The sequence below is a fragment of the Candidatus Neomarinimicrobiota bacterium genome (assembly GCA_022573815.1).
Lineage (GTDB): Bacteria > Fidelibacterota > SORT01 > SORT01 > SORT01 > JACZTG01.
In genome coordinates this window covers 1-15,181 of the sequence record JACZTG010000036.1, presented here as the reverse complement: position 1 = coordinate 15,181, position 15,181 = coordinate 1, and the positions used below count along the sequence as shown (strand labels likewise).

The following is a 15,181-nucleotide window of genomic DNA, read 5'->3' as shown; positions in this document are numbered from 1 at the left end:
AGCGATCACAGCGCAGAGAGCATCTGTGAGATCATCGGTCGAAGTATGCATACGATTCGTCAGTACCTGAGGCTTCTGAAGAACTTTCATCCTGAACTAACGGTTGACGTCCCCGAAAAAGAAAAAACCGGAGCTGAAAATTAACAACTGGATAATGATTATTGATAATACTAAACTTAGAAAGAAAAAGTGGGCGGACATTTGTCCTAATAGTAAGTAGAAGGAGAGTTAATAAGGCTTTTAAGTCCATCAAGTGAAATGCATTACTCTTCAGAATCGATTTCTTCAGTCGACTCATCATCGTTAGCGTCTCCTATATTATCTTTCTGATCAAGATTTATTCGTGCATCGGCGAGAGCCGAAGAATTAAATAATTTGAGATGCTCTTTAGAGAGTTTAAATGCGTCGGAGAGAGCCGAAGAATTAAAGACAGCTTGCTGTTGCTGAGCAAGTTGAGCCAGATTAGCAAGCATGTCTGAGTGTTCCTCTTTGCGCTTTCTTAAGTCTCTAGCTTCCTGTATAGCTTCCTCCTTAACCTTTTCATTAAGATATTTTTCCATAGATTTCATAAATGGATCTATATTGTACATATAGAATTGAACTTTGGCTTCAGAAAGCATTTCATGTATCAATTCAGGTCGAGGCGCAAGCGTTTTACCATTGTGAATACGCCACCAATCATCCTTTTTATCATCGGTAACGAGAATTATTGGCTTTTTTGTTTTTTTTGCTTTATCAATAGTCTGAAACCAAATAATTAGGTCACCATATCTTCGGACACTATCATCTTTCGACGCATCCCTATATCCAGGTGGAATACGTTGCGAATATCTCGTTTTTCCGTCTTCATAAAGCTTTTTTAGCTGATCATGGGAGTACTCTACACCTGTTTTCCCTTCAAACAACGAGGTGATTTCAAGCAAAATGCTATCTCGAACATCATTTTTAGTATATAATGAAATGTATTCATTTTTCTTTTTTACTAACTCTGTTTCAATTGCTTCTAAATTGATCTTAACTTTCTCGAGGAGATTACTAGCGTCTTTAATAAAGGGGTGTCTGTCGGATTGAAGTGTATTTTTAATATTTCTCTGCATTTTTTGTATATCGGATTGAATATCATTATAGGCTTTTACTTGCTGATCTTGAACGATAAGCCTATTATTATGGAATTCTAAAGCGGTTTGGTGAGGAATCCATAACCTATCAGATATTTTCTTGAGGATTTTTATTATTGCAGAACTCGTTTTAGGTGAATAGCGATAAAGATTTAGAAGAATATTAGCATCAAAAACAAAGATACATTTCTCCCATAGATTTTTAAATTCTTCATCCGTAGGGCGGTAGTAACCTTGTAATATTTTTCTCATATCTAAGACCAGTGCCGTTCAGTGATACATCTTCTAAGGTTTCTGGATATTATGTTTCGGATTTTCCTTTTTTATATACTTTCTTTCCATAGTTCTCGCTTCAGCTGTGCTGGTAGTAGGGCGAAAGCGAAATTGGGAAGATCCAGGAATGTCGCCTGAATTCAGATGTTCTCCCAGGCGTTCTCGAAGTCTTCCAGCGCCAGCGCTTCCTACATAATTTACATCTCCATTACGATTCAATAATTCGTATATGCCCGATTGATCAGGCACAGTGCCTAAATTCTTCTTACTGAAAGGTTTTGCTTTGCTCATCTTTTTAGCTGCCATTTTCAATTCTCCAATTCCTGTATTTAACTTACAAACAGCGTACAATTTACCCAATATAGGGTATATTTGCAAGTATAATTCACAACATATAGATATAATCTTCTTAATATAGTTAATTAAACTTTCTGATATAGGAATTTTGTAAGTCCATAAATAACAAAAAGATAAAGCTTTCCTTTTTCATTCCTACAACCGAACTTTGTTTTAGGTAAGTGAAATAATAACAATAGATTATACCAAGAATCTCTATAGAATTCAATAAGAATCGCATAAGAAATCCATAAGAATTCAATAAGAATCACATAATAACAAAAATCCCGACTTCTGCCAACTTCGATCCGGCATATGGCACAAAAGTGGCACCGTTTCTACGCAAACCACTGCCCGTTTACTGCCGTAAATCTGTCCCGTGGAGTCCCATAGAGTCCATTTTGCGATATTATGTATAGTTGGAGAATGATTAAAATATCCCCTGAAACGCTTATGTATCAATGCTTTGAGTGGTGCGCCCGGGTGGACTCGAACCGCCGGCCAATGGCTTAAAAGGCCACTGCTCTACCAACTGAGCTACGGGCGCATATTTCTCAACCGAAAAATATATCTGCATTTCGCTGCAATGGCAAGCGAAACTTGTTGAACAACCCGCAAAATCTGTATAAATTTCGGTGTCTCTTAATAGATGAAACAGATTATTAAGGATTAAAGAAATATTCTCAAAAAATGGACAATAAAACCGCTAAAAAGAATATAAATGCTTTAAGGCGCGAGCTTGAGCGTCATAATCAGAATTATTATGTATTTGATGATCCTGATATCTCCGACGCAGAATACGATAAGCTTTTTCGTGATCTTGAAGCTCTGGAATCTGAGCATCCCCAGCTCATAACGACCGATTCTCCGACGCAGCGGGTGGGTGCGGAGCCTTCAAAAGAGTTTAGGAGTGTCACTCACACTATACCGCTTCTAAGTTTGGCAAATGCAATGAATGAAGAAGAGCTGCGAGAATTTGATGCCGGCGTAAAAAAGCTTCTTGAGATTGATGGAGAAGTGGAATACGTCGGGGAACCGAAGCTGGACGGACTGGCTGTTGAACTGGTTTATCGGGACGGAGTGTTCGTTTTGGGCTCCACACGGGGTGATGGATTCGTGGGAGAAGAGATCACTCGGAATCTTCGAACTATAAAATCACTGCCGCTCCGATTGGTAGGCGATAATTCTTTCCCGGCTCTTTTAGAAGTCAGAGCTGAAGTGTTCCTTCCATCAGAAGCGTTTCTGGAGCTCAATAAGCGTCAGGAAAAACGGGAGGAGAAGATCTTCGCAAACCCGCGCAACGCAGCAGCCGGCTCATTGCGTCAACTCGATTCAAAGGTTACCGCATTACGTCCGCTTGCTTTGTATTGCTACGGCATAGGCGCTTCAGAAGGATTTAGCGCAACTGATCATTGGGAAATTTTAAACGGGTTGAGGGAGCTGGGGCTTCCGGTAACTCGAGAGGCGCGGAAATGCAACGGAATTAAAGAGGCAATGGAATATTTCAGAGAGATGGAAAAGAAGCGGGAGAAGATGGAGTTCGAAATTGACGGCATCGTTCTGAAAGTGAACGACCTGAATTTACAAGCAAGTCTGGGACAAAGAAGCAGAAGTCCGCGATGGGCGATAGCGGGTAAGTTCAAGCCTACACAGGAAACGACGGTAGTTAAATCTATCAGTGTTCAAGTTGGTCGGACGGGAGCGTTGACTCCGGTGGCAGAATTAGAGCCCGTGAATGTTGGCGGAGTTATGGTTAGGCGAGCGACCCTGCACAATCAGGATGAGATAGACAGAAAAGATATTCGCGTGGGGGACAGCGTGATAATACAAAGGGCAGGTGATGTGATACCCGAAATAGTGAGCGTTATAACTTCAAAACGGAAAAAAGGTTCGAAGCGTTATAAAATACCCGATAAATGCCCCGTATGCGGAGCTGCTGTTATTCGGTTTGAAGGTGAAGCGGTTCATACGTGTCAGAATCAGTCATGCCCCGCCCGACTCAAAGAATCGATAAAGCACTTTGCAAGCAAAGGAGCGATGGATATTGACGGTTTGGGTGACAAGCTCATTGATGCATTAGTTGATAACGGCTCTTTAAAGAATGTAGCGGACCTTTATTCCCTGACAGGTGAGCAGCTGTCAGCAATGGAGAGAATGGCGGAAAAATCCGCAGGTAATATAATTGAAGCGTTGAAAAACAGTCGTGAAACAACTCTCGGCAGATTTTTATTCGCTCTCGGGATTAGACATGTGGGTGAACAGACAGGACGGTTGATAGCCGATGAGTACGCAAGCTTTGAGAATGTAAAAAATGCGGAGATGGAGTCGCTGGAAAAGGTAGAGGGTGTGGGACCCATAGTAGCTCAAAGCGTTTGGAGTTTTTTAAATGAAAAGGAAAATCTGAAGACGATTTATAGGATGATTGAACACGGTATCATGCCCATTCATAAGGGCGGAAAAGTCAGAGGGAAATTGGCGGGGCAGACTTTTGTTATAACGGGAACGCTCGGGCGGATGAAACGGCAGGAGGCAAAAGAGATGATAGAAAACGCAGGAGGAAAAATTGCATCTTCCGTTAGCAGCAAGACCGATTATCTAATAGCGGGTGAAAATGCCGGTTCGAAGCTCTCCAAGGCGAAGAATCTTGGAGTTAGAATACTATCAGAAAAAGAGATTATCGCTATGGTTAGAAGTAATTGACAGCATTATTCTATTATCTTGTAAGAAATTCCGAAGTGTGTTATCATAACATATTATGGGAATATTTTTGTAAATGAGTGCAAGATTGGATTCTGGCGATACCAGCCATCTACGAAATGTCGGTGTGGGGAAGAAAATTCTCGTCATTGATGACGATAAGTACGCTCGCTCAATTTCAAAAAAAATCCTTAGAGAGTACGGTTACGAAGTTACTTTAGCGGAAGACGGCATTGAAGGTTTGAAGATAATGGTCGAAAATAAACCTGACCTAATCTTGCTTGATATGATGATGCCCAAATTGAGCGGAAATGAAGTATTAGAGAAAATGCGTTCAATCGATGTGCTAAAAGATATTATCGTGCTGATGGTTTCGGCAAATTCTGAAGTTCATCAAGTACAAAAAGCGCTTTCCCTCGGGGCAATGGACTATGTAATTAAGCCAATGAGACCTGTAATGATGGTCGAACGAATAGTGCGGGCTCTTCAAGGCGGCAGCCGAAAACAGAGGAAGGGTATGGACACTAAAAAGCAGGGAGATAAACATACATACCTATTGCTGCTTACCAAAAACAGAGCATTCATAGAAGAAATAAGTTCTAATCTTCCGGAAGTATATAAAGTTGATGTGCTGGAATCTACTGACGACCTTCCTGATTATTTCGGCTCTTCTTATTGTCAGTTTATTCTTGCTGACGAAGAGTCGTTAGATATACCAAACGCGGGTAAACTAAGCAGCACAATATTCTCCTTTGACAGAGATAGCCATGTAAAGCCGTATCTTTATTATTGGTCTGATTTTGAACAGGGCGATATAGACAAATACTTAATGCAGGGAATTGAAAAGTGTATCAAACGACCTGAAAATCCCGATGAACTTTATGACCTTTTCAATGAAAACTTTGAAGTAAATCTTGTTGAAGAAATTCGGAAGAGTGATGAGTTGGTCTTACTTCGCAGACGGGAAATAAAAACGTCAGCCGCAGGCAGGGAGATGAGCCGTCATGTTAAAAGACTCACCGAAGAAGGAATAAAAAAATTTATAATTGACCTGTCAGTTTTGGAACAGATAAAGTTAGAAGAAATTCAACATCTTTCTGAATTCACCGATTCCCAAACAAAACTTGGAATAAAAGTCTGTTTTGTTCTGAGTTCAAAACATGTAAAACAATCTTTTTATGAATTTATCGAGACGGTAAATGTTTCAGTTGTTGATAGTGTTGAAGAGGCTATTACGGAAATCGGTTGAAGAATATCAGCGCCACATTAAATCATAAATATAGTCTTATAAACAGTCTCGAAATCACGAATTATTTCACACTTGACATAGTATATGAGGTCACTTATATTCGTTTTCTTGAAACAGTTAGATGAAGACTTTCAATCTTTTATCCACAAAATTTAATATGTTTCGGGTAAAACAAGTTTGTACTAAGCGGAACTGTTTTAAAACGGTATTACAAAACTTTTTTAGAAATAGTTAGGCAAAATATTAATGGCAGATGACCGGGGAAGCAATACCCTTTCAGAGAATGTCGCAACAACTGATGACAAATTGGTAAGTTGGAGTGATTTCGCTAAACTATTTATAACGCCTTTTTTTATAGCCGCCGCCGCTATCGGCTTGTTTTTTTCGTTTACATTCTTCTTTTCAGAATCGAAAGGCAGGTTTGACTACCTCGAAAGTATTAAAGTCGGCGGTGCCAATAACCGGTGGCACTCGGCATTTATGCTTTCGAAAATATTGAGAGCTGATGCAGGCGGACCTGTAGATGATCGTTTTATGAATGAGATACTTTCCATATATAAGAATGCGAAATCCGACGACCCTCGGGTTCGCCGCTATCTTACTCTTGCACTCGGGCACATTTCCGACCCGAGAAGTGTGAAGAGCCTTAAAGACGCCACTTTAGACGCAGATGACGAAACGAGACTTTACGCGCTCTGGTCGTTGGGAAAACTTGGAACTGAAGGTGTTCATAAAGATTTGGAAAAATTTTTAACCGATCCCGATCCTGCTATGAGAAAATTATCGGCACATCTTCTCGGAAGCGTAAAGGGCGGCAATCCTGAAATCGCTTTAAGGGTTGCCCTTTCGGACCCTGTTGACGATGTGAAATGGAATGCTGCGCTCTCGTTGGCTAAATGGGGAGATAAAGCGGGATTAGAGGTTTTGGAGATGATGCTGGACAGAGAGTATCTGCATAGGCACGATCAGATGGATGAATCTCTAAAGGAGATGACGATTAAATCGGCGATTATCGCTATAGGAAATCTCCATGAGGTTGTTTTAAGGGAAAAGATAGAAGCGCTCAGGGATTCGGATCCAAGTATGAAAGTTCGGCAAGCGGCGATAGATGCCTTAATTATGTTTGAAGAGAAGAGTTAATCATTCACGGAGTGAAAGGAAAATGACAGAAGACGTTTCAAGCGCAGACGCCAACGCCGCTGACGACAAGGGTTCGGCTGATGGAACCGGCACGAAAGGAGAAATGAAAACAGAAGATGTGAGCGCTGCCGTAAAGACTCCTGCCCCGCCACAAAAGAAAACAGTGGACAGGCGAAGATTCTTTTCTTGGTTGGGTTTGGCATGGATGTCATTTGGAGCAGCGACATTAGGAGTGTTAGCCGCAATTGGGAGGCTGTTCTTTCCCAACGTACTATTCGAGCCGCCGTTATCTTTTAAAGCCGGCTTTACCGATGAATACATTATTGATGTCGTAGATGAACGTTTCAAAGAGTCTTTTGGGGTGTGGCTGGTGAGAACTTCTTCTATAATGTATGCTCTCAGCACAGTTTGTACGCATCTTGGCTGCACACCTAACTGGCTTTCCGCGGAAGGCAAATTTAAGTGTCCCTGCCACGGAAGCGGATTTTACAAAACCGGAATCAATTTTGAAGGACCCGCTCCAAGACCGCTTGAAAGATATAAAATATCTTACACCGAAGATGGACAAATTCTTGTCGATAAGAACAGAAAGTTTCAGTATGAAAAAGGACAGTGGAGTGATCCTGAAAGTTATATAAAGGTTTAATCCTCTATTAAAGGAAATTATAAATAATGGCAGATGAGAATATAAAGGAAGAGAGCACAGAAGAAAAACCGAAGGTTGCTCCTACCAAAAAGAAAAAGAGTACCTGGGACCAGCTGGTTGATTCTCAGGTAGCTAAATCTTTTTTCAGGACTGGAGTGCCGCGAACACGACGCTCAAGACTCCTTGTGATCCTTAACTCGTTGTGGTTGCACCTTCATCCGGCAAGAACTCACAGGCACGCGGTTCGGCTACGCTACACCTGGTGTATGGGAGGGCTTTCCTTTTTCTTGTTCATGGTGCTGACAGTAACCGGCATTCTTTTGATGTTTTATTACCGACCAACTGTAGAATACGCGTTTCTGGATATAGTTGATCTTCGAGAACAAGTCCCCTTGGGAATTATGAGGGAATTGCATCGATGGGCAGCCCACCTTATGGTGATAACCGTATGGCTACATATGTTCCGCGTATTTATGACAGGTTCATACAAACCGCCTCGCGAATTTAACTGGGGAGTTGGTGTTATATTATTAGTTCTAACGCTGCTGCTGAGTTTTACGGGATATTTACTTCCCTGGGATCAACTCGCAATTTGGGCTGTTACAGTGGGTACGAATATGGCGCGAGCAACACCCTTCATCGGACATGAAGGACCCGGTGCCTCGTTGCTTCAAATTGGGGATATTGCGCTTGTGCACGCCGGAAGTGACGTTAGGTTCGCATTATTGGGAGGGCGATTTGTAGGCGAGGCAACTCTCTTACGGTTTTATGTTCTCCATTGCGTGGGATTGCCGTTTATAGCAATTCTTCTGATGGCGCTACATTTCTTCCGCATTAGAAAAGACGGTAATATATCAGGGCCAATGTAATGGAGGGAGCTAATTAGATATGACAGGATTTATTAATTTTTTATCAGATCCACCGATTCTTTTTACCATACTGCTGATAATTCTCTATTTGAGCTTTAAATATCCAAGAGTATTCTGGTCGGGTAAAGCGATGATAATCGTTGGAGTTTCGTCATCGCTCTTCTTCGGCTTGAGTCTATTTAATGCTAATTTCAGGATTATTGTTACAAGACCTGATAACATCCCTATAGTCGGATTGATATTCATTATATTTTTCTTTACGTGGTTGGCGATGTGGCAAGCGGTAAAAAACGATAAACGTATAGCAGAAGGAAAGCCGGTAGCAGAAGCGGAAATTGAGCCGAAAAGAGTTATCGTCTGGCCGGACTTGGTATATATCGAGCTGATAGCGCTGACTCTAACGCTAATTCTACTAATTGGATGGTCGGTACTTATTGAGGCTCCGTTAGAACAACCTGCCAATCCGGCTAATTCCCCCAATCCGTCAAAAGCGCCCTGGTATTTTCTTGGATTACAGGAGCTGCTGGTTTATTTCGATCCGTGGATTGCGGGTGTGCTGTTACCCGGTATAATTGTTGTAGGACTTATCGCCATTCCGTTTATAGATAAAAACACAAAAGGAAACGGATATTATTCTTTTAATGAGCGGAAGATGGCGATTTCCATATTTATTTTCGGATGGCTCCTGCTGTGGATTCTTTTGATAGTTATAGGAACATTTTTAAGGGGACCAAACTGGAATTTTTTCGGTCCGTATGAATATTGGGATGTCCACAAATTAAAGCCCTTGATAAATATTAACCTCTCGGAGATAATCTATATCAAAGTATTAGGGACAGGATTGCCGAAAAGTTGGTTTATTAGAGAGATATTCGGAATTGGTCTTTTGGCTGTATATTTCTTTGTCACTCCGATAATCTTGATACGAGGTAAATTCAGGAGTTTGTACGAACAATTAGGAGTGGGTAGATTTGCTATCTTTGTGAGCCTGCTGCTACTTATGGTGAGTGTTCCCATCAAGATGTATCTAAGATGGCTTTTCAATCTAAAATATCTCGTTGCCATACCCGAGTTTTTCTTTAACATATAAAGTAGGAGCGTTGATTGGCGAAGAAGAAAGACGATATACAATATCTCTATAATATTCCGCGACTGAACATCGTGTTTGCGCTCACAAGCGTGGGTTTGCTGCTTTCCGTCATATTGATGTTTGCTGATGACTATTCAAGGGAGTGGAGGGATTATCAGCGGGAGTATAGGAGTAAACAAATTGAAAACGCCACCAACGAATTAGAATCCAAAATATCTGAACTCGACTCTACGCAACTGACAGCGATTGAGACCAAAATATCGGAAGCGGAATTGCTTGTAGTGGAAAGAGAAGAAGAAATTGAGTCGGTCATGGATGACTTAACTTCTATTGAAGATGACTGGTATATGATAGATCAAAGGTATCGTTTTGCGAAATCCAAATACGATGCAAATAAATATTCCTACGAAGTGCACCTTAAGAAAAATCTTACGGCCGAGGCTGAACAATTAAAAATTGAGATGGATAAATATAGCGCCATTATGTTCACCTCAGAAAACGAAATAGAATTAAAAGAAGTAGAAAAAGATAAAGCCAATTCTGTTCTGGATAAATTGAACATAGAGTTATCCGATAGTAAAAAAGAATTGGAAAAGCTTAACAGCGATATTACGAAAATTGAAGTATTCCTTGCTAAAATAGGTCCGAGTTTTGCCAATGATTATTTTAGAAATATGCCAATGGTTGATTTCATCAACCCTTCTGAGAAGGTAATACAGGTAGTTGTTTCCGACTTGCATGAGGATTTGAATTTCCTGACAGTACCGCGGGTTGACAGATGTCAGACATGCCATCTCGCCATTGATAAACCCGGATTTGAGGACGCAGAACAACCTTACACCACTCATCCTAATCTTGATGTTTATGTGGACAAAACATCTTCTCACCCATTGTCCGATTTCGGGTGTACAACTTGTCATGGTGGTCTCGGCAGAAGTGTATCGTTTAAAGACACACACCATACACCGGGAAGCGAAGAACAAAAAGAAGAGTGGGTAGAAAAATATAATTGGGTTGAACCGCACCACTGGGATTATCCGATGTATCGAGCTGACCTGATAGAATCATCCTGTTTTAAATGTCACAAGAATCAGGCTGAGGTAGTTGGGGCGGAAACTCTGAATGCGGGCGTTGACCTAATAAAGAGGTTGGGATGTTTCGGATGCCATAAAATCGAAGGGTTCACTGAATTAAGGAAAGTCGGACCCAATCTCACTAAGATTTCGTCTAAAGTTTCCAAAGAATGGACATATAAGTGGGTAAAGAACCCGAAGCATTTCCAAAGCAAAACGAGAATGCCGCGATTTTTTAATCTTCTGAACAGCAGCACGCCTGAAGATATGATTTCGAATGATGTGCAGGCGAGAGCAATTGTTGATTATATCTTTGCCAATTCTCAAAAAGAAAGCTATAGGAGAGTTCCAAGGCGTGGAAATCGGATTCGCGGCGAAGCGCTGGTTGAGAATCTCGGTTGTTTCGGATGCCATAAGCTTGGCGACAGCTACAATACAAATGATAAGATATTAAACAGACGTGAGTTCGGACCCAATCTCAATGGATTGGGAAGTAAATTGAATAATGCCTGGCTCTTTCATTGGCTGAAAAATCCCAAGAAGTATTTCCCTGAAACCATTATGCCTCGATTACGGTTATCTGATCAGGAAGCCGCGGATATCTCATCTTACCTACTTTCAATCAACAACGAAGAATTTGATAATACGCCGCTGCCGGAGGAAAATGAAGAGGCATTGAACGAGCTCACGTTCGAATATCTCAAGCGCAATATGATTCGCTCGGAAGCCGATGCGAAGCTTATTTCCATGAATAGTATAGAGAAATCCGAATTTGTCGGCGAAAAACTTATCGGGCGATACGGTTGTTTCGGATGCCACGTCATTCCGGGATTCGAGAATGCGCAGCAGATAGGAACCGATCTGACGGAAGAAGGCTCTAAACTGATAGCACGATTTGATTTTGGTTTTGTTGATATTGAACATAGTAAAGAGGAGTGGATATTCAATAAACTCAAGACGCCTCGAATTTTCGACAATGGAAAAGTGAAACAATTCGATGAAAAGTTGAAAATGCCAAACTTCGGTATTTCAGACGAAAAAACGAATGCTTTACTTACTGCTATAATGGGCTTCACCAAGGAAAACGTCGCTTCAACCAAGATGAGAAATTTAGATAGTCATGAACTTAAGGTTCACGAAGGGTTGCGATTGATTCAGGAACTAAATTGTCGCGGATGCCATGTTATTGAAAATGAAGGCGGGTCAATTATACCTGTGATAAATGCGGTAATGATGAAAAGTGGACTTACAGAAGAAGAAGCGGTCTCTTTTTATCCCCCGAATTTGCAGGGAGAGGGTGAGAAAGTACAGCCGGATTGGCTCTTCAGGTTCGTAAAAGATCCAACAGAGATTCGACCATGGCTAAAAGTAAGAATGCCTACTTTTGCTTTATCTGACGAGGATGCGCTTATTATCGAACAATTTTTCACGCACGCTTCAAAGCAGGATTTTCCATATAGATATACCGAAAAAACGAAATTGAGCGGAAAGATATTGCGTGACGCTCGAATGCTTGTCTCAAATGATTATTTTGCCTGTTTCTCATGCCATCAGCAAGGGGCAAAGAAACCTGAGGGTCCTGTCTCAGATTGGGCGCCTGATTTAGCTCTTGCAAGCGATAGACTTCGCCCTGAGTGGATACCAAAATGGATTAGAAATCCGAATCTGATTCAGCCAGGCACAAAGATGCCGACGTTTTTCGATCCGGAATATTTTGACGAATCGGGTCCGGACGATATCCTTGATGGAGATGAAGACAAACAGATACAGGTAATAACTGATTATATTTTACAATTGGGGGGATAATGCCTGTCCCACAAAATAATAATGTCGGGAGGACAGAATGAAAAATATGAAGATAGTATTAATTATGGCAATAGTGATGGTTTTTGCTGTTACCGCTCAGGGTCAGTATACACCTGGGAAGGTAACCGGCGGGGGAACAATATCAGGTATGGTATCGTATGATGGTACCGCTCCTAAACTTAAGGCTCTTAGAATCGAGAAAGATAAAAAAGTCTGCGCGCTTCACGATAAATTCAAAGAGGATCTTATCGTAGATGCTAAAGGCGGACTTAGGAATGTTGTCGTTTACATAGAAACCATTGAAACCGGAAAGGCGTGGGATAAGAAATATACCCTTGACCAGAAGGGATGCAGGTTTGAACCGCACATTATGATAGTCGGAGCAGGTGAGAAGCTGAGCATACTTAACAGCGATAAAATCCTGCATAACATCCATACATACAGCAAGATTAATCGATCAATAAATAAAGCACAGCCTAAATTTAAGAAAAAAATGTCCGCTAAATTCGGTAAGGCTGAATTTATAAGATTACGCTGCGATGTTCATGCGTGGATGAGCGGTTGGATAGTTTCGTCTGCAAGCCCATATTACGCAGTGACGGATGATTCGGGTAATTTTAGTATTAGCGATGTGCCTGCGGGAACTTATACGTTGAAATATTGGCATGAAACGCTTGGTGAGCAATCTGTGGAAGTGACTCTCACCGGCGGTGGCACAGCCAAGTCAGACGCTAAATTTTCTCCAAAGTCTTAATCAATATCATAACTGAAAGAATCCTGAATGGCTGAAGTTGAGAAAAAATTTAAACCGGAAAAGAAACCTAAAAAACCGCGCCCAATAGCTTGGGTTGATTGGGACGGCTGCACCGGCTGCGAAGTTTGTATCGCTTTCTGTCCGGTTGACTGTATGTATCTTGCCGATAGTCCTGAGTCAGTTATGAAGGGACACGCGCAGATAATAGTGGTGGATTACGAAAATTGTATCGGATGCACCATATGTGTTAAGGAATGTCCGTGGGATACCATTGAAATGATTATGAAGGAAGAAGTTCCTGAGAGAGAAGCAGCCACGAATCAGGGAGACATTGCGTTCGGCAAAGTGGAGACTCGCTTTTTCGGATAGACCGTTTCTGAACAATGAGGGGAATTCTTTAAGCTGATTTTAACTTGACTGTTAAGCAGCTCATCTGTAAAATCTTTCCTGTAAAAAATCGGGGTGTGGCGCAGCCCGGCTAGCGCACCTGCTTTGGGAGCAGGGGGTCGCAGGTTCGAATCCTGCCACCCCGACATAAATAAATTTGTGCGGGTTAGGGCTTGCCCTGACCGCAGTCAGACAGGAAATCCTGCCACACCGACAAGTTTTAGCAGTACTACTATTTTTTTGTAGAATAATTGTAACAATTGAAGAGCAAATTATCGGTATACTCCCTAATTCCGATAAAATATCAGCTTGAAATGAATCCCAAGCTGTTGTTTTCCCGTAAATAATAGTTATATTGAGGGAGCCGGTATTAATATCTACTATGCGGATTATGATTGGAGGTAGTTGTGTGAACAGACGAATGATACTATTATTAGTTCTTATAGGTTTTACAGCAGGAACGGCGTTTGCTCAGAGCGAAGTCACAATCATATCGGATAAAGATAATACTCTTTACGAAGACGATAGCGGAGCTCTCAGTAATGGAGCCGGAATTCACTTTTTTGCCGGCAAAACCGGTACAAAAGCCGGTGGAGTTCTTCGGCGCGGTCTGATCTCATTTGACATTGCCGGGAGTGTCGAATCAGGCGCAACTATCGAGAGTGTCGTACTTACACTGACTGTGACAAAGTCAGCGCCCGGATCCGGATCAATTGATGTCAAATTACATAGGGTGACTTCCGACTGGGGCGAGGGGACGTCTAATGCCGGGGATGCTGCGGGTGGCAACGGCGCAGCTTCCGCTACCGGAGACGCTACCTGGATTCATACATTCTTCAATAGCGCTACTTGGACAAGTGTCGGAGGAGATTTTTCTTCAACAGTCAGCGCTACTCAATCGGTAGCGGGAGTAGGTTCTTATGAATGGGGATCAACATCAGGAATGGTCTCGGATGTTCAGGGATGGTTAGACGATTCCGCCAACAATTTTGGCTGGATAGTAATTGGTAATGAAAGCACTCTTCAAACAGCGAGACAGTTCGGAACTCACGAACATACAACTGCTGCTGACAGCCCAACTTTAGTTGTATCATTCACACCGTTAGTCACGGCTGTTGATGATGAAAACGGCGAATTACCGTCTGAATACAATCTCGCGCAAAATTTTCCAAATCCATTTAATCCTGCAACTACCATCGCGTATCAATTGCCTCAATCCGGCAAAGTCTCCCTCATAGTATATGATCTATTGGGCGCGGAAGTAGCAACGCTTGTGAATAGCGTTCAATCGGCAGGGATACATAACGTTACGTGGAATGCTGCCAATGTGGCGAGCGGTATTTATTTCTATCGTCTTCGAGCGGGAAGCTTCACACAAACGCGGAAATTAGTCGTTATAAAATAAAGCCATCTCGGTGAAGATATTGAAAGATATTTACCGATTTATCAGATTCCCTCTAATTTTATTCATATTAGCCTTCTCTTATGACTTTGCCGTATCACAGACATTAATAAATAAATCTCTTCTTAATCGGTTATCTCTTCCAAAAGGATTTTCAGTGAATATATTTGCTGAAAACCTCGGAGCTGCAAGAGGTTTGGGAATTTCACCAAATGGTGACCTGTTTGTCTGTTCAATGAAAACCGGCGAGCTGATAGTATTGCCGGACGCAGATAAAGACGGAATCGCTGATAAAAGAATCATTTTCGCGGACGGATTGAGAAATCCTCATAGTGTGGCAT

At 41.7% G+C, this 15,181-nt stretch carries 13 protein-coding genes and 2 tRNA genes; 12 read left to right on the top strand and 3 right to left on the bottom strand.

Features of this window, described 5'->3' with window-relative positions; genetic code table 11:
- Positions 1-263: 263 nt before the first annotated feature.
- The 3 genes from IIB39_10395 to IIB39_10385 all read right to left on the bottom strand — a co-directional run bounded on the left by IIB39_10395 (position 264) and on the right by IIB39_10385 (position 2,274).
- On the bottom strand, positions 264-1,370 hold the full coding sequence (locus IIB39_10395; protein ID MCH8929108.1) for a DUF4935 domain-containing protein: 1,107 nt from the start codon (positions 1,368-1,370) through the stop codon (positions 264-266).
- A 33-nt stretch (positions 1,371-1,403) separates the two neighbouring features.
- Entirely contained in the window at positions 1,404-1,697 is a 294-nt protein-coding gene (locus IIB39_10390; protein MCH8929107.1) for a GIY-YIG nuclease family protein, read from the bottom strand.
- A 501-nt stretch (positions 1,698-2,198) separates the two neighbouring features.
- Positions 2,199-2,274, bottom strand: a tRNA-Lys gene (locus IIB39_10385).
- Between the two features lie 143 nt (positions 2,275-2,417).
- On the opposite strand from IIB39_10385, the gene ligA reads away from it, so the two are divergent.
- From ligA to IIB39_10325, 12 genes are all read left to right on the top strand, one after another.
- A complete protein-coding gene (gene ligA / locus IIB39_10380) occupies positions 2,418-4,427 on the top strand; it encodes an NAD-dependent DNA ligase LigA (protein MCH8929106.1) in 2,010 nt (669 codons plus the stop codon).
- A 73-nt stretch (positions 4,428-4,500) separates the two neighbouring features.
- The gene (locus IIB39_10375) at positions 4,501-5,673 is read left to right on the top strand and encodes a response regulator (GenBank protein ID MCH8929105.1); all 1,173 of its coding nucleotides are present in this window, start codon (positions 4,501-4,503) and stop codon (positions 5,671-5,673) included.
- Between the two features lie 246 nt (positions 5,674-5,919).
- Positions 5,920-6,813: a HEAT repeat domain-containing protein gene (locus tag IIB39_10370; GenBank protein ID MCH8929104.1), complete on the top strand. Its 894-nt coding sequence runs from the start codon at positions 5,920-5,922 to the stop codon at positions 6,811-6,813.
- 103 nt (positions 6,814-6,916) lie between these two features.
- Positions 6,917-7,459 carry a ubiquinol-cytochrome c reductase iron-sulfur subunit gene (locus tag IIB39_10365; protein ID MCH8929103.1) on the top strand — a complete coding sequence of 181 codons (543 nt, stop codon included), beginning with the start codon at positions 6,917-6,919 and terminating at the stop codon, positions 7,457-7,459.
- Between the two features lie 26 nt (positions 7,460-7,485).
- A complete protein-coding gene (locus tag IIB39_10360) occupies positions 7,486-8,328 on the top strand; it encodes a cytochrome b N-terminal domain-containing protein (GenBank protein MCH8929102.1) in 843 nt (280 codons plus the stop codon).
- 130 nt (positions 8,329-8,458) lie between these two features.
- Positions 8,459-9,418, top strand: coding sequence for a cytochrome C (locus IIB39_10355; GenBank protein MCH8929101.1), 960 nt, complete (start codon positions 8,459-8,461; stop codon positions 9,416-9,418).
- 14 nt (positions 9,419-9,432) lie between these two features.
- The gene (locus IIB39_10350; protein ID MCH8929100.1) at positions 9,433-12,297 is read left to right on the top strand and encodes a c-type cytochrome; all 2,865 of its coding nucleotides are present in this window, start codon (positions 9,433-9,435) and stop codon (positions 12,295-12,297) included.
- Between the two features lie 37 nt (positions 12,298-12,334).
- Complete coding sequence (locus IIB39_10345) at positions 12,335-13,051, top strand: hypothetical protein (protein MCH8929099.1); 717 nt, start codon at positions 12,335-12,337, stop codon at positions 13,049-13,051.
- Positions 13,052-13,078: 27 nt separating this feature from the next.
- A complete protein-coding gene (locus IIB39_10340) occupies positions 13,079-13,420 on the top strand; it encodes a 4Fe-4S binding protein (GenBank protein MCH8929098.1) in 342 nt (113 codons plus the stop codon).
- An 89-nt stretch (positions 13,421-13,509) separates the two neighbouring features.
- Positions 13,510-13,584 (top strand) — tRNA-Pro (locus IIB39_10335).
- Positions 13,585-13,847: 263 nt separating this feature from the next.
- The gene (locus IIB39_10330) at positions 13,848-14,843 is read left to right on the top strand and encodes a T9SS type A sorting domain-containing protein (protein MCH8929097.1); all 996 of its coding nucleotides are present in this window, start codon (positions 13,848-13,850) and stop codon (positions 14,841-14,843) included.
- A 19-nt stretch (positions 14,844-14,862) separates the two neighbouring features.
- A partial coding sequence (locus IIB39_10325; protein ID MCH8929096.1) for a hypothetical protein occupies positions 14,863-15,181 on the top strand: 319 nt, incomplete at its 3' end.

What these genes read in the sequence shown, in the direction of transcription:
- IIB39_10395 (MCH8929108.1), bottom strand. Translation starts at nt 1,370, where the DNA reads ATGAGAAAAATATTACAAGGTTACTACCGCCCTACGGATGAAGAATTT.
- IIB39_10390 (MCH8929107.1), bottom strand. Translation starts at nt 1,697, where the DNA reads ATGGCAGCTAAAAAGATGAGCAAAGCAAAACCTTTCAGTAAGAAGAAT.
- ligA (MCH8929106.1), top strand. Translation starts at nt 2,418, where the DNA reads ATGGACAATAAAACCGCTAAAAAGAATATAAATGCTTTAAGGCGCGAG.
- IIB39_10375 (MCH8929105.1), top strand. Translation starts at nt 4,501, where the DNA reads ATGAGTGCAAGATTGGATTCTGGCGATACCAGCCATCTACGAAATGTC.
- IIB39_10370 (MCH8929104.1), top strand. Translation starts at nt 5,920, where the DNA reads ATGGCAGATGACCGGGGAAGCAATACCCTTTCAGAGAATGTCGCAACA.
- IIB39_10365 (MCH8929103.1), top strand. Translation starts at nt 6,917, where the DNA reads ATGAAAACAGAAGATGTGAGCGCTGCCGTAAAGACTCCTGCCCCGCCA.
- IIB39_10360 (MCH8929102.1), top strand. Translation starts at nt 7,486, where the DNA reads ATGGCAGATGAGAATATAAAGGAAGAGAGCACAGAAGAAAAACCGAAG.
- IIB39_10355 (MCH8929101.1), top strand. Translation starts at nt 8,459, where the DNA reads ATGATAATCGTTGGAGTTTCGTCATCGCTCTTCTTCGGCTTGAGTCTA.
- IIB39_10345 (MCH8929099.1), top strand. Translation starts at nt 12,335, where the DNA reads ATGAAAAATATGAAGATAGTATTAATTATGGCAATAGTGATGGTTTTT.
- IIB39_10340 (MCH8929098.1), top strand. Translation starts at nt 13,079, where the DNA reads ATGGCTGAAGTTGAGAAAAAATTTAAACCGGAAAAGAAACCTAAAAAA.